Source organism: Actinomadura sp. RB99, from assembly GCF_014706005.1.
GTDB lineage: Bacteria > Actinomycetota > Actinomycetes > Streptosporangiales > Streptosporangiaceae > Spirillospora.
The window spans coordinates 40,836-66,341 of record NZ_JABMCA010000031.1 but is presented as its reverse complement, the minus strand read 5'-3'; the positions used below and the strand labels follow the sequence as shown (position 1 = coordinate 66,341).

Here is a 25,506-nt window from a genome sequence, read left to right as displayed (position 1 = left end):
CGAGCATCACCCCGTCCTCGACGCCGTCCGCGGTCCCGAGCGAGACGCCGTCAACGACGCCGAGTGGGACCGACACCGGCGATGGTGCCCAGGTGGGCAAGAAGGACGAGTGCGGCTGGATCGACGTCGGTTGCAAGACCAAGCAGGCCATCACCGGCTGGTTCCAGACGCTGGCCAGTGCCGCGCTCAAGCCGGTGATGGACACTCTGGCTGCAACGGAGTTCTCCACGCCCGAGATCGGGTCGGGGCCGATGAAGCGGACTGAGCAGATCTGGGGCACGTCACTGGCGATCGCCGACACCTGCTTCGTGCTGCTGGTGACGCTCGCCGGCGTGCTGCTGATGGCGGGGCAGAGCGTCGCGGGCGAGACCTCGCCCGGCCCGGTCATCAGGCGCCTGGTGCTGGCGTTCGTCGCGATGAACACCAGCCTGATCTGGATCGGCTACGGCATCCAGTTCGCCAACGGGCTGGCTACCGCGATCCTGATGAACGGCACCGACAGGATCGACCCGGATCAGGCCGGACGAGTGCTGGCCGAGGGCATTGAAGCGTCCATCAACACCGGCGGCGCCTTCTACACGATCATTTCGCTGATCATCGTGGTGCTGGCGACGATCCTGCTGTTCGGGTACGTGATGCGCCTGGCGATCATCATGGTCCTGGTCGGCTTGGCGCCGGTCGCGCTGATGTTCCACGCGCTGGCGCTGACCGAGGGGCTGGCGCGGTTGTGGTGGCGCGGGATCTCCGGCACGTTGGCGATCCAAGTCTGCCAATCGTTCGTGTTCATCACCGCGCTGCAACTGCTGCTGTCGCAGCACGGCGACAACAACCACTTCTTCATCGGTGTCCCGACCGAGCGGGCAGAACTGATCGACCTGCTGCTGGTCATCGCGCTTCTGTACATGCTGATCCGCATTCCGCGCTGGGTCGCCCGGACGGTGTGGCAGTCCGCGCAGCCGCGCATGCTCCGTCAACTCGTCCGGACGCTGCTGGTCTACAAGGTGTTCGGCGCCGTCAACAAGGCCGCCGGCCACGTCCTTCGTAGCGGGAAGAATTCGCGGGCTGCGGCAAGTGCCGGAACCAGCCGACCGCGTCCAGGCCCCAGCGGAGGAGGACACCGGGGGCCCGGCCCGCACCGTGGGCCCAACGGCGGCGGCCCGAACAACCCGAGCGGCGGGCCCCGTCCCGATCGCGGGCACGACCGTGGTCCTCAGCCTGACCAGCGGCACGGTGCCGATCGTCGGCACCCGCGACGCCCCATCCCCGGCCCGACGCCCCGCAACGCCACGCACACGGCAGGACCCACGGGCACCGGCACCCCACATAGGCCCAACGGCGACGCGCCCGGACGGGCCAACCAGCGGCCCCGCCCGTCCGGGCTACCCAGCCCCGGCCGGGCAACCGGCCACAGCCCCGCCCGGCCGCGACCGCCGGTCCCGCCGCAGCCCCCGGCGCGGCCTTACCAGCGCGCCGACCATCCGCGCCGTCCGGCACCGCGCGTGTTCGTGCGCCTTGAACCACCGCGCCGAGGCCGTTACGGCAGGAGGAACCGTTGAACGACGACTACGAGCCGCTCTCGGCACGCGTCCCGGCCGACATCGAGCAACCCGACAAGATCATGTACGGGCTCACCGCCCGCCAACTCGTCATCCTCGGCACCACCGCGGCGCTGACGGTGTCGCTCTTCATGGCCACCGCACCGGTCCTGCCGGCCCCGATCGTCGCTGGATTGTGTTTCCCGCCAGTGGCCGCCGGGTGCTCGATGGCGCTGGGCCGCCGCGACGGGATGGGCCTGGACCGCTTCGCCCTGGCCGCCCTCGACCATGTGCGCCGCCGTCGGACCCTGGTCGCGGCGCCCGAAGGCGTGTCAGCGCCTCCTCGATGGTGCCGGGTGCGTGGCGCGCTCCCGGGGCCGCTGCGGTTCCCGGTCCGCGCCATCCGCCAGGACGGCGTCATGGAGCTGGACGGCGGCGCGACCGCTGCACTCGTCCGGGCGGGGACCATCTCGCTGGGGCTGCGCACCGCCGCCGAGCAGGCCGCGCTGGTCGGGTTCTTCGGGCGGTGGCTCAACTCCCTGGAATCCCTGGTGCAGATCGTGGTGCAGGCACGTCCCGTTGATCTGTCCGGGCTGGCCGGACGGGTGGCCGAGGCCGCCGCCGACCTGCCACATCCAGCGTTGCGGCAGGCCGCCGAAGGCCACGCCGCCTACCTGGACGAGCTGGGCGCTTCCCGCAATCTGCTGATGCGCGAGGTGCTGATCGTCCTGCGCGACCAGCCCATGCCCGCAACACCCGGCGCCGGGCGAAGAGGCCGGGGTCGGGCACGCGAGGCCGGCGCCGCGATCGTCGCGCGCCGTGCCATCGACACCGTCCGCACCCTGACCGGATTCGGGATCAGCGCTCAAGCCCTGGACGCCGACGAGTGCGTCCGCGTGCTGACCGAAGCGCTCTCGCCCAGCGAGGCGCGCCCCATCCCGTCCGCCGATCTCGACGAACCCATCACGAGCGAGGAGTACCAGTCTTGACCCGCTTCCATCACCGTCCGCGGCGCTGTGAGCTGACCGGCCTGGTCGCCGGGCTCCGCGCGCACGCGCAGGGGGTGTGCGCCGAAATCGCGGCGGTCGAGTTGCTGATCGCCCACCGGTTCTGGCTCACCCGCGACGACTTCCGCGACCAGTTCGTCCATCACGACAGCGCCCCGCGCACGCCGGGCGTGGCCGCCCTGGCTCGGGTGGACTGGACCGGCGCCGCCGCTGCTCTGGAGTCCGGGCGTCTGGCTTGCTCGTCCGGCGAGGGCGCCGTCCTGCACATCGCCATCGCACTGGCGACCGGCGGGCCGTTCTCCGCGTCCGTTCTGACCAGCCTCGACCGGGGCAACTTCGCCAAGGTCCTGACCGCGACCGTCCGCGCGGGTGGCCACACCGACGCCAACGTGGCGATCAGATGACCACAACTCGCCGTTCACCGGCGCGCGCGGTCTTCTCCCGGATCGCCGGCGCCATCGCACCTCCGGCCGAAGACACCGGCGAGGAGACGCCCGACAGCCTGGGGGATCTGCTCGCGCCGTCCGCGCTGCGGATCAACGCCTCCTCGCTGGACCTGCCAGACGGGTGCTGCGCGTCGTTCGCAATCGCCGGATATCCGCGCGAGGTCGGCGCGGGCTGGTTGGAACCATTGCTCACCTATCCCGGTCGTCTCGATGTCTCGCTTCACATCGAGCCGATCCCGCCAATAGTGGCCGCGCAACGCCTGCGTCGACAGCTCGCGCGGCTGGAGTCCAGCGCACGCGCAAACGCCGAAGCCGGCCGATTGGCCGACTTCAGCGTCGAGGCCGCCGCCGATGACGCCGCCGACCTGGCCGCCTCGCTCGCCAGAGGGCATGGCCGCCTCTTCCGCGTCGGGCTCTACCTCACCGTCCACGCCCTGGACGCCGACGAACTCGAAGGCGAAGTTCAGCAGGTTCGCGCGCTGGCCGGGTCGCTGCTGCTCGATGCCCAGCCCACGACGTTCCGCGCCTTGCAAGGCTGGACTACGACGTTGCCGCTCGGTGTCGATGCACTCCGGCAGCGCCGGACTTTCGACACCCAGGCGTTGGCAGCCTCGTTCCCGTTCGCCTCCCCCGACCTCAACGCCCCGGCCGGGTCGACCGGTGTGCTGTACGGGGTGAACGTCGCCAGCTCCGGGGTGGTGGTGTGGGACCGGTTCGCGCAGGACAACCACAACTCGGTCGTCCTGGCCCGGTCAGGTGCCGGCAAGAGCTACTTCACCAAGCTCGAAGCCCTGCGCCTGCTGTACCAGGGCGTCGAAGTGTCGGTGATCGATCCCGAAGACGAGTACCGGGCCCTGGCCGAGACCAGCGGCGGAACCCACCTGGGCCTCGGCGCCCAAGGCGTCGCGTTCAACCCGTTCGATCTGCCCACCGACCAGGGCGACGACACGCTGATCCGGCGAGCGCTGTTCACCCAGACACTCGTCGCCGCCATGCTCGGCGAGCCGCTCAAGCCGTCCGCGCGACCCGTCCTCGACCGCGCCATCTTGGCCGCCTACGCCGCCAAGGGCATCAACTCCGACCCCGCCACCTGGACGCGCCCCGCGCCGCTGCTGGCCGATCTGGTCGAACAGCTCGCCATCAGTTCGCACACGGAGGGTGTGGAGATCGCCGACCGCCTCGCCCCGTACGTCGCCGGGTCCTACAGGGAGCTGTTCGCGCAGGCGACGACGACCCGACCCGACGGCCATCTGGTGGTGTTTTCGCTGCGGGACCTGCCCGAAGAAGTCAAGTCGGTCGGGGTGCTCCTCGCGCTGGACGCGATCTGGCGCAAGGTCGCCAACCCTGCCGACCGCAAGCCGCGCCTCGTCATCGTCGACGAGGCGTGGATGCTGATGAAGGAAGCCGAAGGCGCCCGCTTCCTCTACCGGCTCGCCAAGTCCGCGCGCAAGCACTGGGCCGGGCTGACGGTCGTCACCCAGGACGCCGCCGACCTACTCGCCTCCGACCTGGGCCGCGCCGTCGTCGCCAACTCCGCGACCCAGATCCTGCTCCGCCAAGCGCCCCAAGCCATCGGCGCCGTCGGTGACGCATTCGGCCTCTCCGAGGGCGAGCGGGCTTACCTCCTGTCCGCGGAACGCGGCGAGGGCCTCCTGTGTGGTGGAAACGCTGGCGACCGTGCGGCCTTCGCCGCCATCTCCTCACCCGAAGAGCACCAAGTGATCACGACCGACCCCGCCGAGCTGCTCGACCACCACGACGGAGAGGGCGACCCGCTATGACCGTGCTCCAGGACATCCCGCGCTGGACCCACGTCTTCAACAAGGCCCATCAGATCCCCGCGCTCGTCACGCACGACGGCCCGATCGTCGTCGCCGCTGTGGGAGCCGCCGCCCTGGCGTACCGGGCGGCGCTCGAAGCACTCTGGCAGTGGCAGGCCCCGAAGTTCGATCGAGGCGCACGCCTGATCACGGTATCGATACCGCCGCAGGTCGACCCGGCCAGCGCGCCCACCTGGTGGGCTCATCAGACCGGCCAGCTCGTCCCGAAGTGGAAGCGTTGGCTTCAGCGCCAACCTCACTTGGCCTTCGAGTACGTCGCCGACGCCTCAGGGGTCCGCGTCCAGATCTGGGTTCCCGGGACGGTGCCGCCCGGCATGGTCGAGGACACCATCCAAGCCGCCTGGCCCGGCGCCACCACCACAACAAGCCGACCCGCCGAGCCACCCATCCCGTTCGGCACAGCGGCAGCCGGAGGACGCCTCGTCCTATCCCGGGACGACTCCCACCCGTTGAAGACCGACCACAAAACCGACCCGATCCGCTCACTCCTCGCCGCGATGTCGGAACTCGACAAGGGGCACCACGCCGCCGTCCAGATCCTCGCCCGTCCCGTCACCGGCCGCCGCCTGGCCCGCGCCCACCGCATCGCGTCCCGGCTCAAGGGCGGGAACCCTGCCTCGTCACGGGGCCTCTTCTTCGACCTGCTCACCCCCGGCCTGCGCACCAGCCCTGCAGGACGAGCCTCAGGTGCCGCCCAGGCGAACGCGCACCCCGAGCGCGCCGAGCAGGTCCGCGCGATCCTGGGCAAGGCGACGCAACCGCGTTTCGAGGTCGACATCCGGTACGCCGTCGGGTCACCCAACACCGAACCCGCAGAGAAATGGCGGCGCGGTCGAGCCCATGCCATCGCCTCCGTCGCCGCGCTGTACGCGTCCGGCCACCAGCACCTCCGCCGCCGCAAACTTCCAGAGCCGACTCTGGCCCTCGCCCAGCGCCGCCTCCGACGCGGCTACCTGCTCGGCGCCGCCGAGCTGGCAGCCCTCGCGCACCTGCCCTTGGACGCCGACGCCCCCGCCATCACCCGAGCGGGCGCCCGACCGGTCCCGCCATCACCCGACGTCCCGACTGGCCCGGACGCCGTCAACGGCCCCGCGCGGCTATTGGGCGACGCCGACGCCAGCAACCGGCGCCCGGTCGCGCTCCCCGTCGCCGGGGGCCGCCAACACCTTCACGTCCTGGGACAGACCGGTGTCGGCAAATCAACCCTGCTCGCCTCACTGGTCCTGGCCGACGCCCACGATGGCCGAGGCGCCCTGGTCGTCGACCCCAAAGGCGACCTCATCGCCGACGTCCTGGACCGGCTCCCCGCCCGCATGGCAGGCCGGACGGTCGTGTTCGACCCATCCGACTCAGCGCCGCCACCCTCGGTCGGCATCCTGTCCGGCTCCGACCCTGCGTTCGCCGTCGACTCGGTCGTCTCGACCTTCCACCGCTGCTTCCGCTCCTCCTGGGGCCCGCGGCTGGACGACCTGTTGCGCTCGGCCTGCCTGAGTCTCATGCACGCCCACGGCCCCCGCGCCACCCTCGCCCAAGTCCCGCGACTGCTCACCGACTCCGCCTTCCGCGCCCGCGTCGTCGGCCGCCTCTCCGACGATCTCCTACGCGACTTCTGGGCTGGCTACAACGAACTGTCACCTGCAGGCCGCGCGACCGCGATCGGCCCCGTGATGAACAAGCTCCGAGCCGTCCTGCTGCGCCCATTCGTCCACCAAGCCCTCTCGGCAACCGGCTCAACCGTCGACCTGGCCCGCCACCTCGACGACGGCGGCCTGGTCCTGGCCCGTCTGCCCAAGGGCGTGCTCGGCGAGGACGCCGCCCGTCTCCTGGGCTCGCTACTGCTCGCGCACACCTGGCAGGGCATCACCCGCCGCGCCTCCGTCCCCGAACACCAGCGCCCGGACTCAGCCGCCTACATCGACGAGTGCCACAACTTCCTCAACCTGCCCGGTTCGGTCTCCGACATCCTCGCCGAGGCTCGCGGCTACCGGCTCTCCATGGTCCTGGCCCACCAGCACCTATCCCAACTGCCCAAGGACCTGCGCGACGCCGTCTCCGCCGACGCCCGCAACAAGATCTACTTCGCCACCTCACCCGAAGACGCCAGCGACCTCGCCCGCCACGCCGGCCCCGTGCTGTCCGCGCACGACCTGGCCCACCTCGGCGCCTACCAAGCCGTCGGACGCCTCATCACCGCCAACCAATCCACCGAAGCCTTCACCTTCCGCACCCGCCCACTCCGCGCCTCGATCCCTGGCCGCGCCGAACAGATCCGCGCCGCCTCACGCCAACACTTCACACCCCGCGTGACGACGACCAAGACACCCAAGAACAGCCCCAAGCCCTTGTCCGTCGACCCGCGCGCCGAGGACCCCACCGCCGAGGAGGACCGCACGCAGTGAAGAAGACCATCCGTCACCGCCAGGAGCCCGCCACGGCCAGACGGGCCACACCGGAACTGTTCCTCGAACTGCGCAGCCGCCTCACCAAACGCGACCAGGCCATCCTCGAACTGGTCTGGGAACACCGCGTCCTCACCACGCACCAGATAGCCGCGATCTTCTTCACCACACCCGGCAAAGCGCGCGACCGCCTCCTGCAACTGTTCCGCCTCAAAGCCGTGGAACGCTTCCAACCCTGGGTTCCCGTTGGGGCCGCCCCGTACCACTGGGTCCTCGGCCCGCTTGGCGCACAGGTGCTGGCTGCCCACCGCGACACCACCCTCGCCGCCCTCGGCTACCGCCGCACCACCGCACTCCAGATCAGCCACTCCCGCCACCTCGCCCACCAGATCGGTATCAACGAGTTCTTCACCCAACTCCACGCCCACGCCCGCCACACGCCCGGCGCCCGCCTCGACCAATGGTGGCCCGAACGCCGCTGCATCCAACTCTGGGGCGACCTCGCCCGCCCCGATGCCTACGGCCGCTGGACCGAAACCACTGACAACGGCCTGGGGTCGGCGACGGTCGACTTCTTCCTCGAACACGACACCGGCAGCGTCACCCTCGCCAAGGTCGCCGCCAAGCTCACCGGGTACGACGCCCTCGCCGAGGCAACTGGCATCACCACGCCCGTCCTGTTCTGGCTACCTAGCACCCGCCGCGAAACCAACCTCCGCGCCCTGCTGGGAACACCACCGGTTCCTGTCGCCACCGCCGTCCACACACCCGCCAACGACCCCGGCGGCGGCCCCGCCGGGCCCGTATGGCTACCGGCAGGACACGACGGCCCCCGCCGCCGCTTGGCCGACCTGACCTCCGCGCCGCCGCGCACGTCCGAACCCCATACCGACAGCACGGGGGATGCCGGTTGCCGATAGTCGCGCTCCTGGTCGCCCTCGTCGTCCTGGTGGTCGTGATCATCGGCGCCGTGACCGGCTCAACGCCCCAACCCGACGCCTGCGAATCACAGGTCAACGGCCCGCCGGTCGCCGGAGTCCCCGCCACCTACCTCGCGATCTACCGCAGAGCCGCAGCTGACTACGGCATCCCCTGGGAGATCCTCGCCGCCGTCGGATCCATCGAGTCCGACCACGGACGTTCCACAGCGCCCGGCATCCACTCCGGCGAGAACCAAGCGGGCGCCGGAGGGCCCATGCAGTTCCTATCCGCCACCTGGGCCGGCTACGGCGTCGACGGCAACCACGACGGCAAGACCAACCGCTACGACCCCGCCGACGCCATCCCCGCCGCCGCCAACTACCTCCGCCACAACGGCGCCCCGCCGAAGATGCGTGCCGCCCTGTTCGCCTACAACCACAGCAACGCCTACGTCGAGAACGTCCTCAACCGCGCCCACAAGTACAAGACCACACTCTCCACAGGCTCCACCCCGGTGAACACCTCACCACCAGCCGAGTGCGCCGAGGCCGCCGCCATCAGCGCGCCCAATGCCACCATCGCGAAGATCATCGCCTTCGCCATGGCCCAACGCGGCAAGCCCTACGTCTTCGGCGCCACCGGCCCCAACGCCTGGGACTGCTCTAGCCTCGTCCAAGCCGCCTACGCCGCCGCCGGCCTCACCATCCCACGCACCACCTTCGCCCAATGGCCCTTCGGCGTCCGCATCCCCAAGAACGCAGCCCACCCCGGCGACCTGGTCTTTTTCAACTCCGGTCCCGGAACCTCCACCACCAGACCAGGACACGTCGGCCTTGTCATCGGCAACGGCCAAATGATCGCTGCCCGCTGCTCCACCTGCCACCCGGCCATCGGTGTAGAGACCTACCAACGCCCCGACTGGATAGGCGCCACGCGACCCATCCTCCGCTTGACAGCACGTCCCAGCCGAAACCAGCCCTCCCCGGGGATGACCGCCAACCCTGAAAATCCACGTCATCGGTTAGACGGCTCACGAGAGCTCCAGTGAAGGTGAAGTGAAACTCCATTCCACAATTACTGAGCCTTTTTCAGGGGCAGTTCCGTGTGCGCTGATCACAGCATGATCGCGGGCGGCGTGGGCGATGCCGGACGTCAAGAAGCCCCTGGTAGGACGGCTGGTCTCTCACAACGTCCCGTCCCCACCAGAGGCTTCACGTGCTTTTGTACCGTGCTTCTCTGCCGTTGTCGCGTCGGACCCTGGCCTACGCCACCGGTGTCGTCCGCCGTCACCGCCAGGCCCTCGGCAGCAAGGGCCGGTGCCTGCCCTCGGGCATGCAGGCTCTGATGACCCTGGTCTATCTGCGCAAGGGCGAAACCTACGCCGAGCTGGGCGCCGGATTCGGCGTATCGACCACCACCGCGTGGCGCTACGTCAACGAGACCGTCGACCTTCTCGCCGCCCGATCGCCCAAACTCGGCGCGGCGCTGGCCAAAGCGGTCAAAGCCGGGCTGCCGTACCTGGTGCTGGACGGCACCCTGGTCTCGATCGACAGGGTCGCCGCCGACCGGCCCTATTACTCGGGAAAGCATCGCCGCCACGGTATGAACCTCCAGGTCATCGCCGCACCGGACGGGACCCTGCTGTGGGTGTCGGGACCGCTGCGCGGATCGGTTCACGACCTGGCCGCGGCCCGGATCTGGGGTGTCATCCGGGCCCTGGCGGCCGCCGGGCTGCTGGTGCTGGCCGATAAGGCCTACCAGGGCGCCGGCACGCACATCCTCACGCCCTACAAGGGACGTGACAAGCCCGAGCCGCAGAAGGACGCCAACCGTGCACACGCCAAGCTCCGCGGACCCGGCGAACGCGCGAACGCCCAGCTCAAGTCATGGCGAATCCTGCGGAAGCTGCGCTGCTGCCCCTACCGCGCCGGCCGCCTCGCCAAAGCCATCCACACCCTGCAACTCCACGAGACCGCATCACACTGAAAAAGGTTCACTAGAGGCCAAATCTATTTGACCGCAAAAAGTTTAGCCAGGACAGTCGCCAGCGCCATCTTCAGAGAATCGTCACGGAAGACAATAATTAGCTAGCTTCACGGTCACGCGCAGGCGTATGATGGCTATCTCACATGAGGAGGACACTTGGCCAAACGAGTTCGCCGACAGCACGTCGTGTCGCAATTTTACCTGAAGGGATTCGCGAACGACTCGAGTCGCGTCGCCCGGGTGACACTACCCGGCGACGAACAACTTATTCTATCAACCTCAGATGCCGGAGTCATCAAGGACTTCTACACCATAACTCTTCCGGACGGAACTCGCTCAGACGCGTTCGAACACGCCTTTAGTGAGGTGGAAGGAGTTGCAGCCGCAGCCCTCCAGGCAATCAAAGTAGGAGCTTGGCCCCTGACGAGCGAACACCGTGTCGCGCTATCCACCTGGATAGCGCTTCAGCATCTACGGTCAGAGGATATCCGCGCAAACCAAGGAACAATGAATGCGGAGATCATTAGACTTATAGTAGGAGTGTCCGGGAAAGAGGCTCTACGTCAAATCATCGAGAAGGCGGAGAACCGTTCAGTTTCCGATGAGGAGCTGGACTGGGAGTGGGAAGACTTCACAAAGCCGGGCGGCCCTGATCTGATGCCCGAACCGCACGAGCATCTTCGCCTTCTGACATCCCTCTTGCCACAAACGAGCGAATACCTGCATGATTGCCATTGGACGCTTTATCAGTTTTCTCGTCGAGTCCTCGTGACATCGGATCACCCAGTATCTCTAGTGGTGAGCCCAGACTACCCAGCATGGCGAGGAGTTGGGCTTGCGACGGCCGACCTGTTCCTTGTCCCGCTTGGTAGGCGACTTGCTCTAACGATCCAACCTCGACATCGCCTCCCCGCCGAGCTGGGCTTTGCTTCGGATTTTAGATACCCAGGCTCCACCAAATTGGCCCGCTCTATAAATCAGGAGACCGCACTTCGGGCACACAGGTACATCTATCATCACCCTGACGACGCGCCCTTGGATGGACTATTCGTGCCAGAGCCAGAGTCGCACCAACCCAGAGTGTCGAACACTGATGGCTTCATCCACGAGAAGGGATTGCTCCATAGCGTGACGCGGGAGGCTGCAAAATCTGCTCCTACCGCAAGACCAGAAGACGCCGATAGAGGTATGTCGATCGATGACCTAGCATGGCCGATCCCTGGTCGAAGAACGTCGAGCAAGCCGCGATTTCCATAAGCTGCATTTATCTGCGGCCCTAATGTGGCCGCACAGAGTACCCTAAATGTAAACCAACTGGCGAAGGTTAGACTAATCGCCATGACTCAAAAGGTCATACCGAGTCGCATCCTCGAATGCAACTCCAGATAACTTCGCGGTCCGTAATCATTTTGACGCCGCCTGTTCCAAAGAACGCACGATGGCCCCGGCCGTGGGCCGGAGCCATCGTGGACTCAAAGATCTAGGCCGCCAGCTTTCGCGTGCTCAAGGAGGTCGGCGAACACGGCTGGGGTGAGGGTGAGGTGACCGCCATCGGGGTTCCTGCTGTCGCGGATGCCGATGGCGGTCGGTGTCTGGGCGATCTCCACGCACTCTTGCTCGGAGTTGCTGCGACTGCTCTTGCGCCACTTGGCCGCAGCGAAGTCAGCACTCATGTTTCGTTCATCTCCCTTGCTAGCTGCCGGAACAGCGCCGAGCTCTCCTCCGGGGGCAGGGCGTTGTCCCAGATGGCCGCGAATGCCTCGGCGTAGCGGTCGACCTCGCGGGGTTTGTCCAGATACAGAGCCCCCGTGAAGCCTTGCACATAGACCGTGGGAGGTTCGTGATCGCGTCCGTCTCCCGTGGTCGGGAAGCGCAGGATGATGAACGGTCCCGTGTCGAGGCCCTTGTGTGCGCCGGCCGAGAAGGGCACAACAGAGACGGCGACGTTGGCACGTTCGTTCATCTCAGCCAGGTGGCTGAGCTGGGCCGCCATGACTGCCGGCCCACCGACGGCCCGGCGGACCACGGCCTCGTTGAGGGCTACCTTCAGCGCAGGGGGCGCGGACGGACGAGTCACCAGCGTCTGCCGCTGGATTCGCAGCTGGACGCGGCGGCCGATCTCCTCTTCTTGAAGGCGAGTGTTGTTCTGGATGACCGCGCGGGCGTAGTCGGGAGTCTGGAGGAGCCCGGGGATCAGTTCGGGTGAGTACTCCTCTCGGCTGCGGGCTGCTTCCTCTAGGCCGATGAAGAGGTCGAAGCCGTCGGGGATGACGTCGCCGTAGGCGTGCCACCAGCCCTTGCCCTTGGTCTCCTTGGCGAGGCCCATCAGGGCCACTTTCATGTCGTCGGGCGCCCCGTACACGCGGCACATGGTCTCGACATCGTGGGACCGGAGGGAAGTTTGCCCGGTTTCGATCCTCCACATCTTCGCCTCGGACCATTCGAGCGCCGTTGCGGCCGCTTGCACCGTAAAGCGCGCGTTTGTCCGAAGCTCGCGAAGGTACCGGCCGAGCTGCCTTCGGGGGACGGTCGACCCCATCGCGGCTTCTGTCACCCGCATCACCTCCATCCCGAGGCGGTCTTTCACTCGAAATGAAAGCATCCGCCCGCACGATTCGCAATGAGCCTCCGACCTGCGGAAATTCAGTCCGGAGATTGCGTCTGAAGCCTTGCAGACGCGGTTTTCATGGTGCTCTACTCGGAGTCAACACGGAGGTGGTTCGCAACAATCCGTGTCCCCCGGCGAGCCGGTCAGGGCGCCCGTTCCGCGCTTCGCCACAGCAGAGGAGCAGACACCCCACGCACGGAAGAGGCCGATCATGACGACCATCGACGGACACCGAGCCACGGACGGCGACGACCGTTCCCTTGGCGCGTGACCCCGTGGGAGCACACGCGTGGACTTCGGAAGCGCCCTACATCCCCTCGCCCCCGGAACCGACGCGGGCGAACGGTCCCGGGACGCTGATTCCCCAGCGCGAGCGCATCACGTGCCTGGTCCACCTCTCGAAGGCGTTCGCCCACATAGAGGGCATCGTCACGGCCTTCGCGGTGATCCAGGGATACGCGGTCCTCAACGTGATCCCGCTGGGTTGGCCCGGAAGGTCTGTCACGGTCGGGTGCCGCTACTGCCGAGATGGCGCGTGGTGGCTCTACGACATCCGCACCGGCCAGTCCATCCGGCCGGCGAACGAGGCGAGGCTGGCGGCCCACCGGATCACCACTCAAATAGAAGAGGCGGCAGCGGCATGACCTTGGTGGTAGCGGACTACCCCCGGAAGCGGTTCGGCAAGGTCGCCGAGATCAACGGCATCACCAGTGACGACGGCCCGTGGGTCAGCGTGCGGGAGGCGGGTGACATCACCGGTCTCAAGTCCGGCGTCCTGTTGCGCTGGGAGGAGGAGGGCCTCATCTCGGTGGCCCAGGCCGCCGAGCGAGCGCAGCGGCGGTACCTCAAGCAGGAACTGGAGATCGTCGCCAAGCTGGGAACCGACGGACCTCCGACCCTGCGGACCCTGCGCCACTACATCGAGACCCGTCCGGGCACCGAGGACGAAGGCGACTTGACGGCGAGCCCCGCGGCCACTGAGAGCCGGGAGGAGGACGCGCCCGGACCTGATGTTTCCGAGGGCGCGGTACAGCTGGCCGGGCTGGCGAATCTGCTACGCGGACAGAAGCTAACGGCCGCAATGGTCGACGAAAGCCGGATACGAGTGACCAGGGACGCGGGCTCGCGTGGGGTCGCGATCGAGTGCCGTCGCCGCGCGAGTGACAGTGACCGGTGGTGGTTCAGTTGGGGCGGCGGGGTCTGGCTGTGCGAGGCCGATAACCCGACCGAGGCCGTGGTCCAGGTGAAGGCGGCGCTCCGCACGATCGGAGCTCCCTGATGCCGACGCCTGGACCGATGGGGTACGCGGCCAAGCCGCTGGCCATGGGCGCGCTAATCTCCACCTTGTTCGCCGACCGGCTGTTCGAGCACGGCATCCCGTACCTGCGAGTCGGCCTGATGACGGTCTACGTGGAGGACCGCGCAGCGTCGGAACTGGCGGATCTGAAGCGCCGCCCCGCCGACGAGGCCATCGGCGCGGCCCTCGGCGTCGTGGCGAAAGCGTGGGACGAGGCGATGACCATGCACGGCATGTTCCGCCGGACGATCGACGAGTGCCAGCGGCAGGTCCGCCTGGAGCTGGAAGAACTCGTCGACGAACACGTCACGCTCGTACGGAACGCGGCCGAGGGCGGGCCGCCCGAGCCGGATCCACGGTTGGAGGCTGAACAGGCCGAAGCCGAGCAGGACGAACGGTTGTACGCGCGGATGCGCACCTCGGGAGCAGACCCCGTCCCACACAGCTGCGGGCAACCATAGAAGGCACGCCCCGTGCGCGCGAGGAGGTGAGCACGCGCGGGGGGCGGATCCTGGAACCAGTCGGCTAAAGTCCGGCCCCAGGACCCATCCAGTCGCCGGGCGGGGTTCCGTGCCCCCGTCGGACCCCGCCCGGTCACCCTCGCCTCGTAGAAGTGCACCGCCCGTCCGCCCACGCTGCTGGCCGAGGAGTACGCCAAGCTCCTGCGCGCCGGTGCACCGCGGGTGGTCACCCATGCTGTCGAGCGCGGAGAAACGTCCGCCGGTTCGGCGGATCAATCGTCAGTTGGTTGCTCCGGCCGGGCGTCCCCGCGCGGCGAACGGGGCATCGCGCGTCGCAGGGGGCGCCAGCGGGTCCGAGAAGCGGTGCCCGGGGCGGGTGGGGCAAACATCGACCTTCCCTCCATGGAAGGCAGCTTCAGGTCCCCGAGCCGCCCTTCTAGCTGTCTGGATCGGACGGCGAGCGGGGGAACCAGCCGCGGAACCGCCAGATGGCCACCGCCCCGGCGGCGTTCCAGCAGGCCGACACCGCGATCGCGATGACGGGGACGCCGCGCCTGGCGCTTGATCCGTCACAGACCACCTTCTGCGACCCCTCCGGGCTCAACGCCTTAATCCGCGTGTGGAAACGGGTACGGCCAGCGGGCGGGGAACCGGTGCTGCTACGCCCACACCGCGGGGTCGCCACCGTGCTGCAGCGCACCGGACTGAATCACATGCTGCCTATCCACGACGCGCTACCGGACTGAACGGCACCGGATCGAGCGCCCGGCCCCAGCAGCCGCTCCACGCCCCCGGACGGTCCAGCCCCTGGCCGCCGGCTGTCATTCCAGCCGGCGCGCTGCCGGTCTCTTCTCTTCCCCGGCTGTCCGGCGCAAGTGTTCATCGCCGGTGTTCATCGCCGCAGTGGGAACAGCCTGACGGTACGGATCGTGTAGCGGTCCGGGGTCGTAGGGGTCCATATGGACGACCAGCAGGCGCCGGCTCCAGGTGACGCTCGTCCTGCCGGAAGCGATCAGCCTCCCCCTGGGGGCCAACTTCGCCGAGGCCCAGCGGACGCCCTGGGGGGCTCATCGTGGCGGGCGTGCCGGCGCTCTGTCTCTTGTGCGCGGTCGGCTTGGTCGAGCGGCGCGGGGGGAGTGGAGAAGAGAAGGCAAGGACGACGGGAGAAGACGGTGCAGCCGATCCCGGCGGACGTTGTCCCCAACCCCGAGCCGGAGCCCGTCGTCATCGAGCAGCCCAGGCCCGGGGCCGAAGCCGAAGCCGAAGCCCGTGAAGAAGCCTGCCAAACCGAAGCCGCCCGTCTCGGTGGACGAGCTGCTGGCGCGGGCCAATGAGGCGGACGCCACGCACCGGAAGCAGCACGGCAAGAGGATCAGTCGGTCCGTTTTGCGGACGGCACTGTCGTGTTCGACTGATACGGCAAGGACGGTGCTCAGAGAGTTGCGATCAGTCTCCTGATGCGTCGTCCTGATGGCGAGATCCCTCCGGCCTCGCCACCTCAGGACCATACGTGATCTTTAATTCGTCTCGTATGAGTTTGAGAAGGATCGTACTCTGCTCGTTCAGCTTATCGAGCAGGTGCCTGCGCCGGGCATTGAGCGGTTCGGGACGTTCTGGGGAAGTCAGCCGGATTTGGGCGTTCGCCTTGACGACCTCCAGCAAGAGAGCACGAACGGATCGATCGACCTCGCGGACTCTGTTAGAGGCGAAAGCGGCGACCCTCGCGTTGATCCGGTGGGCGTTGATCGATTCGGCTGGCGGGCCCTCCGGTGCCTCTTCGCCGAGTAGGAGGCGGCTCTCGAAGAGGTCGGCCAGCTCCAGGACGTTGTATAGCAGCCATTCCAGAAGATCCACGTAGAGGGCGGCCCGTTCCTGCCACACCCGCTCATCGTGCGCCAACGCTCGCTGGTGGTTCAGAGTCGCCTCGGTCAGATACTGCTGCTCTTCAAGCGTGTCCCTCGTGCTCCGCCGGTTGGACCAGACGGTCAGGAAGGCCATCGCCGTGGTGAGGATCGAGCCGAACAAGGTAACGCCGTTTGCGGAAAGACTCATGGAGACGATCCTGACGGACCTTCGCGGTAGTTGCCGCCCTACATAGACTTGAGCCGAATCGTGGGCGAAGGTGCTGATTGTCCGCCACGATGCTGAGGTGAGTGCTTTCTTCGACACGGCGGTCTTGACATGGGTGAACAAGGGGACAGGCGTCGTGGTTGCCTTCGTCGGGGCACTGGTCGTATCGCCCGACGGGACGCGCTGGTTCGCCCGCAGGGCATGGGGCAAGATCACCTTCTGGCGTCATGACGTCCACTATGGGCATGCCACCCTGAATGCTGCCTTCGGCCTATCCGCTACCGGTCACGTTGTCGTCACCCGCACCTGGCCACGGGGCACACCAGTAGGCGACCGAATCAGGATGCTCCAGCAGTGGCTCGTTGACGTCGAGCACAACATCGATCGGGTAAAGTCCGAGCTCGTCGAGCACAAGAGGGACACCAAGAGGGCCCTTGAGGAACTGGAGCGCAAGCACGAGGCCGGGCTCGGGGAACTCCGCTCACTTATCAAGCAGATGGAGGCGTCCGATGCCCGGATCGACGGCCGGGCACTACCAGTGATCGGCTGGGGCGTCGTGCTCAGCGGGATCCCGGAGCTGTTGGCCCTCTCGTGTTGGATGACCTATCCCGTCTGCCTTCTCAGCATCGGCGTCACGATCACGGTCGCCCTGAGCGTGCTCCGTGATTACCGCCGGGCCACTACGGGGGCGGGCGGCAGAACACCGTGAGGGCTCGCGCCTCACATCTTCTCCACTTTGCTTACGTCAGAGACACGGCACGTGCCTACCCTGGGAGTACGAGCAACCAGGAAGACACGGGCCGATGTCTGATGATCTCACGTGGGATTCCAACACGAAACAACGGACGTGGACGTGGAATCCTATGCGCGTCCTGGACCGGCGGCTGAACGCTCTGCTGCCGACCATCATCACCACGAACGTCTTCCCGAAGGAGCGCCTCATCCAGGTCTTCGGAGACCACCTGGTCTCCCGGCTGGTGGGCGGCTCGACTCTCGTCCTCGTCGGTGGCCCTGACCGCCGGTACGCCACCGTCTGAACCCCTCCGGATGCCCCGGAGGTTCCGTCTCCACCCGGGGACGCGGCCGGGCCTGTCGTCGCGCTTACTGTGAGTAGTCTCCCGAGCGCCCTGCCGAGCTGTCCCCCGCGATCTACCGTGAGAGATGCGATGAGCAGCGTGATTCTGACTTCCCCGGCGACTGTAAAGTCTGGTCCGAGCGGACGGGCAAGGTGTTGTACGAGCGTGGGCACGAGCCGCTGCGGGCGTCCCGTGGACGCCTCGTCCCGGTCCGAGACAGGGCGGTGCTCTACGCCCTCTTCAAGGCCCGCTGGATCCGCAGGCAGCTCGTCACCATGCCCGAGCTGACCGCGTCCCAGCGGGCCCTCGGGGCTCGTGTGAAGCGGGACCTGGCTCGGCTGCGCTAGTCCACGGTCCAGGGACCGTTGTCGTAGAAGTCGTCGGAGACCTCCAGACCGTCGGTCATATACATCCGAACGTCGTCGATTTCCAAGCGGGACGGGATACCAGCAAGTCGCACTTCATCCGTGCTGCTCAGGTGCACTCCGCAGACCCCGCATTGCAGATCTTCAGGCTCAATCCAGAGGGCGACGAGCTCCATGTCATCGGGCTCGTCGTGGCGGCGAGACGGCACAAACTCGCGGTCCTCGCGCAGGGGACCCGTACATAAAGCCTCTGGGTGGTTGCAGACTGGGCAGTCCACATGGTTGCCGACATAGAGCTGCCCTGAAGGGTTGTAGAATCCCCGTTGCGCGCGTACGGATAGATCTCCCTGCCGGGCCGTAGCGACGGCGGTCTGCTCGAACTCGGGAATCTCGGACATCAGCGCGCGGAGGCGGGCCTTAGCAGCCGTCACCTTCCGATGGAACTCATGCTCGATGTCGCTCAACGACTGCTCCACCAGTCGCACGACTGACTCGATGTGCTCGCCCCACCGTTCGCCCACACCAAGAACGTCGTAGACCTCCTCGCAGTAGCGCAGGCACGCGGTCAGCAACTGCCGAGTCCGGGTCGCATCGAACGCGCCGGCATGCACGATGCCGTTCCGGACGTGGAGCACCTGGTCGAGGTCGGCCTTGGAGGTGCGGATGTCCACGATCTTTTGGACTCGGGCCACGGCCTCGTTCGCTCCGATGGTCCTCAACGCGCCCACCTGAGGTGCCCGCTCGCCGCGTCCGGTGAGATGCAGGAGATGGTCGAACCCTCCGGGCTTCATCTCGACCAAATACGCCGCGTTCGCCTTGATCAGCAGTGCTTTGGAGACGTGCTCCAGCAGCGTGCCCGCGTCCATGAGCACCGCACGATGATCGCCCTCGGTGTAGTCACGCAGGGCGCGGTTGGCGAAGAACCGTGCGCTATCGAGAAGCCCTTCATAGGTGGGGGTGGTCACCGAGGCTCACCGGTCGTAAGGATCGAAGTCCGGCTCATCGAACTCACTGAGATCGATGTTGGTCTCAAGTCCGGCGGCATCTAGTTCCTCGGCATTGACCAGGTCGAGCTCACAGACGCCGCAGTGGAAGCTGTGGGCGGCTAGGAACCTGTGCCCTCCCAGAGTCGTGGCGGTATAGCCGCCCATGCCATCAGGTTCGACATCTACGTCTACATCGAAGTCTTCGAGGCCGATGTAGACGGCGTCGGGATGCTCACAAACGGGGCACTCAGCCTCGGCCGTCTCCTGCCCGTTGATCAGAGAGATCTTGACCTGGGCCTGCCGTGCGTTCATCACCGACCTGCGCTGGCTCTCGGGAATGCCCGCGAGCAGGGCGTTGATTCTGAGCTTGGCGGCGGCCATGCGCTGCTTGACGTTGCGCTCGATCTCGCTCAGGGACCGGGAGATCAGCGAGTCCACCAAGTCAGCGTGCTTTCCCCACTTCTCGGTGTCGGGCACTTTCAGCTCGGTGAACAGCTTGTCGGCCAACCGAAGGTAAGCCGAGAAGATCTCGCGGACGTCGTCCTTCTGGTGCTCGCCGATGTGCAGGGTCATGTTGCGCACGGCGATGAGCCTCTCGATCTCCTTCGGCACCTTAATCGCGGCGGGCCACAGGCTCTCGACCCGCTTGATGGCCTCGGTTCCGCTGATCGTGTACGGCCCCTCCTGGGGCTTGCGTGCCATCTCAGGGAAGCCCGCGAGTTGGACGAGGGAGTCCAGCTTGCCCCGCTGGATGTCCATGAGGAGGACGGGGCTCCGGCTGCACAGGAGCGCCTTGGACAGGTGCTCCAGGCTCGTGGCGGCTTGGGGGAGGATGAAGACGGTGTCTTCCTTGACGTAGGCGGAGAGTGACCGGTCGGCGAACGTCTTCGCCGAGGCCAGTAGCCCATCGGGGGTGATCGTCACGGGGTGGACGTTAGCGAGCAGCAACAGAAGATCGCACCCGGGTTTCCCCGGCTTTCCTAGGGAAGCGCCGACAGGATCTGACCGATCTGTGCGGCGTTGATGCGGGGCCGAGGGAGGCCGGTGATCTCCAGGCGTTCGGGGATGCCGGCGACGCGCAACTCGTCCGCATTGCTCAAGGTAAGGCGGCAGACGTGGCATATCAGCCCCATTGGTTCGAGCCACATCTCTACGGGCGATGCGACCTCATCAGCTCTGTCCATTGGATCCAGCTGGTCGGGCGCCTCGCACTCTTCGCGTACGCGTCCAGCACATACGGCCCCCGGGTGCTCGCAGGCGGGACAGGCCACCAGTTCGCACGTTCGGCTCTCGCCAGTCGCCCCCATCTGAAGATGGACGAGGGGAGCCAAAACCGCTTGGCGCGCCTCGGCCACCGCCGCCTGTTCGGACTCGGGGACGAGCAGCGTCAGGTCGTGGAGGTTCTCCAGGGCAGCGGTCATCTTGCGGTGAACCTCGTGCTCGATCTCGGTCCACTGTTGCTCGACCAAGGACTTGACGAGGACAGTGTGCCTGCCCCAGCGGTCCTCGTCCGGAACGTTCAGCTTGTCGTAAATCTCGTCGGAGAAGCGCAGAAAATCCGTCAGGAGTTCGCGGGTGCTTGTCGCGTCGAACGCGCCCACATGGACGACGCCGTCGCGGACTTCGACGAGGTGGTTGAGCTTATCCTTAGTCACGCTGGTGTCCATGACCTTGCTGACCCTGTCAACGGCTTCTTTCGCGCCAATGGTCCGCGGGCTGTTCAGCTTAGTCGCCTTGTCTCCGTGTCCGGTCAGGAGAAGCAGTGAGTCGAAGTGACCATTGCGTACGTCCACCAGATATGCGGGGCTGATGCTGAAGAGCAGCGCCTTGGAGACATGCTCCATGCTAAAAGCGGCGTTGACGAGGATCGCGCGGCTCTCGCCGCTGGTGTACGCCTTCAGCGCGAGGTCGGCGTGGTATGCCGCCGACGCTACTAGCTGGTCGAGGGATGGGGAGGTCACCTACATGACGATATGGATCAACCTCCGGTGATCGCATCGGTTTTCCCCATCTTCATGGGGTATATGTCACCGCCAGACGATGTCGATCCGGTCGGGGTTGAGGACGCTGTAGGGCCGGGTCGCCGGGGAGATCCGGATCTCGGAGATGTAGGCCATGAGGGTCGCCCGCTGCCGGGCCAGCGGCCACTCCGGGTCGTTCCATCGCTCGCGCAGCTTTGCCGCCGTGAGGTCCAGCCGGATCTTCACGCCGAGCTTGGCCAGATCCCCGCTGACGTCGTCCATCTTGGAGTCGAGCAGGGCCAGGGTCTGCTTGTACTCCCGGGGGGACCACTCACCCTCAGCGAACTCCTCGCGCAGGCCCTCCTTGCGCTGCCCGTAGCCCAGCAGCTTGTCCTCCAGGGCCTTGCGCCGGTCGTCGGCCTCCGGATCCTCGCCCACCTCGATCTGCTCCAGGACGGCGCACAGCAGGCTGATGACGTGGTCGCCCATGTCCTCCATCTTGATCGAGCGTCCGCCGCAGCCGCCCGCCTTCTGGACTTGCACTGGTAGATCGGGTCCCGCTTGGCGTCGCTGGACTTGGCGGGCTTCAAGAGCGGCCTTTGGACAGCCGTTGGCGCTGATCGTGATGGAGCCGCCGGTAGCGCTGTCCGCCGCCGGGCTGCGGCGAATCCGCGCGCCCGGCCGCGTTCCGCCGCCGGGAAGAGCTCGGCCGGCAGGATGCTGTTCACCTGCACGGCAGCGCCGGGAAAAGGCTCGGCGACGGGCAAGGCCGCAAGGAGTCGGGCACGACGAGGCGTGGGACCTGGTGGGGCCGAGGTGCGCCGCGCTAGCACCGGGATTTCGGGCTCGCGGCGGAGCCATGTGCTCGTGGAGGCGATGATCTCGGCCATTGCGAGGGGATGGTCACGGTGCGGACGGGCACTGAGGGCGACGAGCCGGTGCGCCTGGCGGTCCCGGCGACGCGCACGGGGCCGCACGCCCGGCGACGCGCACGGGGCCGCACGCCCGGCGACGCGCACGGGGCCGCACGCCCGGCGACGCGCACGGGGCCCGGGTGGCGTTCCGCCTACCCGGGCCCCTCGTGCGTGGTGCGGTGTGTGGTTCGTCCGGCGGCCTACCCGCGCCGGTTGATGCCGCCGCCCATGAGTCGGCAGGCTCGTTCGTCGGCCTCGTTCAGGATGATGACCGGCAGCTCGGTGACGCCGGTCTGACGGGCCTTGTGGATTCGGTGCCACCCGTCGATCACGATGGGCCTGTCGGGGTGCGGGATCGGGACGGCCAACAGCGGGCGGGACAGATCGACCGTCGCGGCGTGGTCGGCGTCAATGCGGATGATGGCACCGAGTGCGCCGATCTCCGACACGTTCGCGCGCGTGACGGGGTAGCGGGCGGCCGCCCGCGCGGCGGCCGCGACGTCCCATGCCCACCCGAGCAGGACGAACACCTGGTCGTACGGGTCGTGCGCCGTGTCGTCCGAGGTCCTGTCGACCTGGTCACCGGACATGTAGCGTCTCCTTCGTCATGACACCTCATTGGCTGGGGAAGTGGCCCGTCGGGCCCGGTCATGACGGGGCGGACGGGCTACCACCCGTCCGCCCCGCCTATGAGGTCACGCAGCGTTCTTGCTGTCCCCGTCACCGCTGCTGGTGGTGGTGCCGTCCCCGGTGGCGCGGTCGGTGGTGGGGTTGGCCGCGCGGAACCGGCGCGGGCGTTCGCACGTCAGGACGGCCTCACCGTGTCCGACGAGGGTGTCGAGGGCGTTGGCGACGGCGCCGGATGACCGGTCGAGCACCTTGGCGATCTCACCGGGCGTGAATTCCAGCTCGGGGAACGCGTTCAGGTGCTGAACGACCAGGGGACGCAGGGGCGACGGCGCGCTACGGTCACCGGCCGCGCGCGCCGTCCGCGTCCCGGTCCCCGTGGTGGTGGCACGGGTGGTGCGCCGGACGCTACCGGCGTACCGCGCGATGTCGTCCATGCCGCGCGCCACCTGCTCGTCGTCATCGGCCGCGATCGCGGCGAGGGTCGTGGTGACCGTGCTGAGAAGGTCGGTCAGGATCACACGGGCGGATTCCCGCTGCTCGGCCTTACGCAGTTCGGCGTCAACCCGCGCACGCCGTTCGGCCTCCTCCTCCTGCGCCTTGCGCAGCGACTCGGCCGCCGCCGCCCGCCGGTCCGCCTCATCGGCCAGAACCTGCATCGCGGTCGCCAAGGTGTCCGGTGAGATGACGCCCGCTTCGGTGGCGCCCGGCGACGGAGCGGCGTCGGTGGCCGCGTCGTCCGCCGGGGCCGCCGGAGGGGTGTCACCGGCACTGGTGGTGCTGGCCGCGCCCGTGGTGACCGTGGGGACGACCGGGGCCCACACGTCCGGCGTGCGGCCCCGGCCGGTGCCCTCACCGGGCGTCCGGACGGCGCGTCCGGCGTCCGCGAACGCCGTCAGTGCTTTGGTCACCGTCGCGCGGCTGCTGCCGGACGCCTCGGCCAGCGCCGACACGGTCGCACCGTCCGGCGCGGCGTTCAGCGCGTCCCACACCGCCCCGGCCGCCCCGTCCGGACGTCCGTCCGCCGTGCCATTCGCCGGGGCGGTGGTGGCCGTGTCAGCGGTAGCGGTGGTGTTGGTGTTCGCCATTGTTTCTGCCTCCTGAATGGCGGCCGGTGCGGCGGGACTTTCCCGCCCGGCGTCGTCCGCCATGACGACCATTTCTCGACGTCGCGGTGAATGCAACACGGAGCGCCGACGAATTGTGTCGCCGGAACGGCTGGAGAGGCTCACTTCAGTAAACATGATTTTGATAACCGCGCCGACTCCGCCGACCTCGGCCTCGAGACGGCCTGCCGTCGCGCGAACTTTAGGCGTTTCTTTCTCGCCCTAGCGGCGGGCGTCGACTCGGCAGCGGTGCAGGATCTCTCGCCGCATTCGGCAGACGGAGCATTGCCGCCGGCCCCCACGTAGCCTTGGAGGATGGAGTAAAGGAAGAGGCGGAGTGGAGTCCACGGAAAAAGCGGAAAAGATGGCTTCGTTGCGAACGCCCGTCCCCTATGTAGTCACCCTGTAGGGGTATCCGGGCGCATCACCGCCCCATCCCGCAGGCGCGCTGACCTGCATCAACACCGCATGGAGGGGGGAGCGTCCATAGATGACCCCCCGGTTACTCCCCCGATCGCACCCCCGGTCACCCCGGCTATAACAGCGCCAGACGCGGCGCGGGCCCCGTCCGCACCTGGTGAAGGTGCGGACGGGGCCCAAGCCTGGCCCTTACCCTGGGGATGGGACCAGCCTGCTAGCTCCAGGCTGGTCCCGTCCTATGCGACCGGGGTCATCGATGCGGACAGCGGGTCTTCGTACGGCTTGTCGATGCAGATCAGGTCAGCCCAGACGGTGTGTCCCTCGAGGGGGCTCCCGTGGACGCCGAGCATCGCGGCCATCTGCGAGACCGCCCGCAGGCCGCGCCCGCCCTCGCTCTCGACCGGCCCGTTGAGCGGGTCGTGCCTCACCGTCGGGTAGCCGCCACCGCCGAGGTCGCTGACCCCAACGTAGGCCAGGCCGCCGAGCACCAGCTCGACGGTGAACCGGCCGCCGTGCTGGCCCGAGCGGGTGTGACGCACCGCGTTGGTGGCCAGCTCGGTCACCACGAAACCTACCTCCGCGGCGATCGAGGTCTCGGCGAAGAGGAACATCGCGAACTGGCGCGCCAGCGGAACCTGGTCCGCCCGCCCCGGGAAGACGCGCCGCCACAACATGGATGCGCCCATCACCGACGCCGTGGGTTCGAGCTTGAATCTGGACATTCCTTGAATCCTCCTGTCCGGTCGCCCCGCCGCCGCATCCCGTTAGCGGCGAATCACCGTGGCGAACCGGCCGCCATCAAGGAACACCTCCCACCAATTAGTCAAGTCTACGCACCCCCCATAGTGATCGCTGTTCCCATCAGCACATACTTGTCCATTCGATGTTCGCTCGAGATGGTAGACAGCCGCAGGCCCACAACCGCATGGGCTCCCTGAGCGGCAGACTGCCGGCCCAGTTGGTCGATGGCTCGACCGAGATCATCCGACTCGACCCACACGGGCCAAGCGGCTGTCACCGGCTGAGCCCCAGAAATTGGAACGGCATCAGTTGTAAAGACTGGGATCACCGGTCAATCATTCATCTGGCTTGCCCGAGGCGCAATCTCGGAGCCGCCTTCGGCCACACTCCTGTGGCCGCTGTCTGGAAACGGCCCGTAGGTTGGCAGGTGTGAGCGGTTATGCCTTGATCGAGTATGCGAGGAACGCGTAGGACGTGGTGTTGATGCGTGCCTTCGTCGGGCGCCGGGGTGGGTTCTTCGTGGACGTCGGGGCCGGTGAGCTCGGCAGTGGTTCGCTTTTCAGAACCTGGTCGACCGCCTGGGCCGGCGCGGGGGTAAGCACTGGGTCTCCTCCCGTAACCGTGGCCTGCGTGCCGGATCCCCCGGTCTGGGCAGGCATGTCAGCGTCTGCAAGGCAGGAGCGCGAGATAAGAGACTGATGTTCTCACGACGGACCTTGGCGCGATCCAGAGGACCTGG

At 67.4% G+C, this 25,506-nt stretch carries 25 protein-coding genes; 15 read left to right on the top strand and 10 right to left on the bottom strand.

Annotated elements, in window-relative coordinates; translation table 11 throughout:
• Positions 1-92 precede the first annotated feature (92 nt).
• The 8 genes from amrb99_RS25885 (at position 93) to amrb99_RS25850 (ending at position 10,135) form a co-directional block, all read left to right on the top strand.
• Entirely contained in the window at positions 93-1,556 is a 1,464-nt protein-coding gene (locus tag amrb99_RS25885; protein ID WP_190860613.1) for a hypothetical protein, read from the top strand.
• A complete protein-coding gene (locus amrb99_RS25880; protein ID WP_190860611.1) occupies positions 1,553-2,524 on the top strand; it encodes a PrgI family protein in 972 nt (323 codons plus the stop codon). Before amrb99_RS25885 ends, amrb99_RS25880 begins: the two co-directional genes overlap by 4 nt.
• On the top strand, positions 2,521-2,946 hold the full coding sequence (locus tag amrb99_RS25875; protein WP_190860609.1) for a hypothetical protein: 426 nt from the start codon (positions 2,521-2,523) through the stop codon (positions 2,944-2,946). Before amrb99_RS25880 ends, amrb99_RS25875 begins: the two co-directional genes overlap by 4 nt.
• Entirely contained in the window at positions 2,943-4,769 is a 1,827-nt protein-coding gene (locus tag amrb99_RS25870; protein WP_190860607.1) for an ATP-binding protein, read from the top strand. The genes amrb99_RS25875 and amrb99_RS25870 overlap by 4 nt, the downstream gene beginning before the upstream one ends.
• The gene (locus tag amrb99_RS25865) at positions 4,766-7,228 is read left to right on the top strand and encodes a type IV secretion system DNA-binding domain-containing protein (protein ID WP_190860605.1); all 2,463 of its coding nucleotides are present in this window, start codon (positions 4,766-4,768) and stop codon (positions 7,226-7,228) included. Before amrb99_RS25870 ends, amrb99_RS25865 begins: the two co-directional genes overlap by 4 nt.
• Positions 7,225-8,148, top strand: coding sequence for a replication-relaxation family protein (locus tag amrb99_RS25860; protein WP_190860603.1), 924 nt, complete (start codon positions 7,225-7,227; stop codon positions 8,146-8,148). The genes amrb99_RS25865 and amrb99_RS25860 overlap by 4 nt, the downstream gene beginning before the upstream one ends.
• Entirely contained in the window at positions 8,139-9,197 is a 1,059-nt protein-coding gene (locus amrb99_RS25855; RefSeq protein WP_241755930.1) for an NlpC/P60 family protein, read from the top strand. Before amrb99_RS25860 ends, amrb99_RS25855 begins: the two co-directional genes overlap by 10 nt.
• Before the next feature lie 167 nt (positions 9,198-9,364).
• Positions 9,365-10,135 (top strand): transposase family protein, encoded by a 771-nt coding sequence (locus amrb99_RS25850; protein ID WP_190860598.1) that lies wholly within the window; start codon positions 9,365-9,367, stop codon positions 10,133-10,135.
• 1,472 nt (positions 10,136-11,607) lie between these two features.
• Here amrb99_RS25850 and amrb99_RS25840 read toward each other — a convergent pair.
• Positions 11,608-11,808 (bottom strand): DUF397 domain-containing protein, encoded by a 201-nt coding sequence (locus amrb99_RS25840; RefSeq protein WP_190860594.1) that lies wholly within the window; start codon positions 11,806-11,808, stop codon positions 11,608-11,610.
• Positions 11,805-12,704: a helix-turn-helix transcriptional regulator gene (locus amrb99_RS25835; RefSeq protein ID WP_241755929.1), complete on the bottom strand. Its 900-nt coding sequence runs from the start codon at positions 12,702-12,704 to the stop codon at positions 11,805-11,807. The genes amrb99_RS25840 and amrb99_RS25835 overlap by 4 nt, the downstream gene beginning before the upstream one ends.
• 314 nt (positions 12,705-13,018) lie before the next feature.
• On the opposite strand from amrb99_RS25835, the gene amrb99_RS25830 reads away from it, so the two are divergent.
• The 4 genes from amrb99_RS25830 (at position 13,019) to amrb99_RS25815 (ending at position 15,247) form a co-directional block, all read left to right on the top strand.
• Positions 13,019-13,387, top strand: coding sequence for a hypothetical protein (locus tag amrb99_RS25830; RefSeq protein ID WP_190860592.1), 369 nt, complete (start codon positions 13,019-13,021; stop codon positions 13,385-13,387).
• Complete coding sequence (locus tag amrb99_RS25825; protein ID WP_190860590.1) at positions 13,384-14,022, top strand: MerR family transcriptional regulator; 639 nt, start codon at positions 13,384-13,386, stop codon at positions 14,020-14,022. Before amrb99_RS25830 ends, amrb99_RS25825 begins: the two co-directional genes overlap by 4 nt.
• A 17-nt stretch (positions 14,023-14,039) precedes the next feature.
• Entirely contained in the window at positions 14,040-14,501 is a 462-nt protein-coding gene (locus amrb99_RS25820) for a hypothetical protein (protein WP_190860587.1), read from the top strand.
• Between the two features lie 488 nt (positions 14,502-14,989).
• Positions 14,990-15,247: an STAS domain-containing protein gene (locus amrb99_RS25815; RefSeq protein ID WP_190860585.1), complete on the top strand. Its 258-nt coding sequence runs from the start codon at positions 14,990-14,992 to the stop codon at positions 15,245-15,247.
• 700 nt (positions 15,248-15,947) lie between these two features.
• On the opposite strand, the gene amrb99_RS25810 is transcribed toward amrb99_RS25815, so the two are convergent.
• Positions 15,948-16,553: a hypothetical protein gene (locus amrb99_RS25810; protein ID WP_190860583.1), complete on the bottom strand. Its 606-nt coding sequence runs from the start codon at positions 16,551-16,553 to the stop codon at positions 15,948-15,950.
• A gap of 70 nt (positions 16,554-16,623) precedes the next feature.
• On the opposite strand from amrb99_RS25810, the gene amrb99_RS25805 reads away from it, so the two are divergent.
• From amrb99_RS25805 to amrb99_RS25795, 3 genes are all read left to right on the top strand, one after another.
• Entirely contained in the window at positions 16,624-17,280 is a 657-nt protein-coding gene (locus amrb99_RS25805; protein ID WP_190860581.1) for a hypothetical protein, read from the top strand.
• Positions 17,281-17,434: 154 nt separating this feature from the next.
• Positions 17,435-17,608 (top strand): hypothetical protein, encoded by a 174-nt coding sequence (locus amrb99_RS25800; RefSeq protein WP_190860579.1) that lies wholly within the window; start codon positions 17,435-17,437, stop codon positions 17,606-17,608.
• A gap of 191 nt (positions 17,609-17,799) precedes the next feature.
• On the top strand, positions 17,800-17,994 hold the full coding sequence (locus amrb99_RS25795) for a hypothetical protein (RefSeq protein WP_190860577.1): 195 nt from the start codon (positions 17,800-17,802) through the stop codon (positions 17,992-17,994).
• Here the strand turns inward: amrb99_RS25795 and amrb99_RS25790 are convergent.
• From amrb99_RS25790 to amrb99_RS25760, 7 genes are all read right to left on the bottom strand, one after another.
• A complete protein-coding gene (locus amrb99_RS25790; RefSeq protein WP_190860575.1) occupies positions 17,991-18,977 on the bottom strand; it encodes a hypothetical protein in 987 nt (328 codons plus the stop codon). The genes amrb99_RS25795 and amrb99_RS25790 overlap by 4 nt on opposite strands.
• Positions 18,978-18,983: 6 nt before the next feature.
• The gene (locus tag amrb99_RS25785) at positions 18,984-19,922 is read right to left on the bottom strand and encodes a hypothetical protein (protein WP_190860573.1); all 939 of its coding nucleotides are present in this window, start codon (positions 19,920-19,922) and stop codon (positions 18,984-18,986) included.
• Between the two features lie 56 nt (positions 19,923-19,978).
• The gene (locus amrb99_RS25780; protein WP_190860571.1) at positions 19,979-20,959 is read right to left on the bottom strand and encodes a hypothetical protein; all 981 of its coding nucleotides are present in this window, start codon (positions 20,957-20,959) and stop codon (positions 19,979-19,981) included.
• Between the two features lie 66 nt (positions 20,960-21,025).
• A complete protein-coding gene (locus amrb99_RS25775; protein ID WP_190860569.1) occupies positions 21,026-21,502 on the bottom strand; it encodes a hypothetical protein in 477 nt (158 codons plus the stop codon).
• A gap of 571 nt (positions 21,503-22,073) precedes the next feature.
• Positions 22,074-22,463, bottom strand: a complete 390-nt coding sequence (locus amrb99_RS25770; RefSeq protein ID WP_190860567.1) for a hypothetical protein — start codon at positions 22,461-22,463, stop codon at positions 22,074-22,076.
• A gap of 105 nt (positions 22,464-22,568) precedes the next feature.
• On the bottom strand, positions 22,569-23,588 hold the full coding sequence (locus amrb99_RS25765; RefSeq protein ID WP_190860565.1) for a MarR family transcriptional regulator: 1,020 nt from the start codon (positions 23,586-23,588) through the stop codon (positions 22,569-22,571).
• A gap of 674 nt (positions 23,589-24,262) precedes the next feature.
• Positions 24,263-24,748, bottom strand: a complete 486-nt coding sequence (locus amrb99_RS25760; protein ID WP_190860563.1) for an ATP-binding protein — start codon at positions 24,746-24,748, stop codon at positions 24,263-24,265.
• Between the last annotated feature and the right edge of the window lie 758 nt (positions 24,749-25,506).

Excerpts from the sequence above, each read along its gene's own strand:
- amrb99_RS25835 (WP_241755929.1), bottom strand. The coding sequence starts at position 12,704 with ATGGAGGTGATGCGGGTGACAGAAGCCGCGATGGGGTCGACCGTCCCC.
- amrb99_RS25765 (WP_190860565.1), bottom strand. The coding sequence starts at position 23,588 with ATGGCGAACACCAACACCACCGCTACCGCTGACACGGCCACCACCGCC.
- amrb99_RS25760 (WP_190860563.1), bottom strand. The coding sequence starts at position 24,748 with ATGTCCAGATTCAAGCTCGAACCCACGGCGTCGGTGATGGGCGCATCC.
- amrb99_RS25800 (WP_190860579.1), top strand. The coding sequence starts at position 17,435 with ATGCGCGTCCTGGACCGGCGGCTGAACGCTCTGCTGCCGACCATCATC.
- amrb99_RS25825 (WP_190860590.1), top strand. The coding sequence starts at position 13,384 with ATGACCTTGGTGGTAGCGGACTACCCCCGGAAGCGGTTCGGCAAGGTC.
- amrb99_RS25870 (WP_190860607.1), top strand. The coding sequence starts at position 2,943 with ATGACCACAACTCGCCGTTCACCGGCGCGCGCGGTCTTCTCCCGGATC.
- amrb99_RS25820 (WP_190860587.1), top strand. The coding sequence starts at position 14,040 with ATGGGGTACGCGGCCAAGCCGCTGGCCATGGGCGCGCTAATCTCCACC.
- amrb99_RS25770 (WP_190860567.1), bottom strand. The coding sequence starts at position 22,463 with ATGTCCGGTGACCAGGTCGACAGGACCTCGGACGACACGGCGCACGAC.
- amrb99_RS25810 (WP_190860583.1), bottom strand. The coding sequence starts at position 16,553 with ATGAGTCTTTCCGCAAACGGCGTTACCTTGTTCGGCTCGATCCTCACC.
- amrb99_RS25840 (WP_190860594.1), bottom strand. The coding sequence starts at position 11,808 with ATGAGTGCTGACTTCGCTGCGGCCAAGTGGCGCAAGAGCAGTCGCAGC.
- amrb99_RS25865 (WP_190860605.1), top strand. The coding sequence starts at position 4,766 with ATGACCGTGCTCCAGGACATCCCGCGCTGGACCCACGTCTTCAACAAG.
- amrb99_RS25815 (WP_190860585.1), top strand. The coding sequence starts at position 14,990 with ATGGCCACCGCCCCGGCGGCGTTCCAGCAGGCCGACACCGCGATCGCG.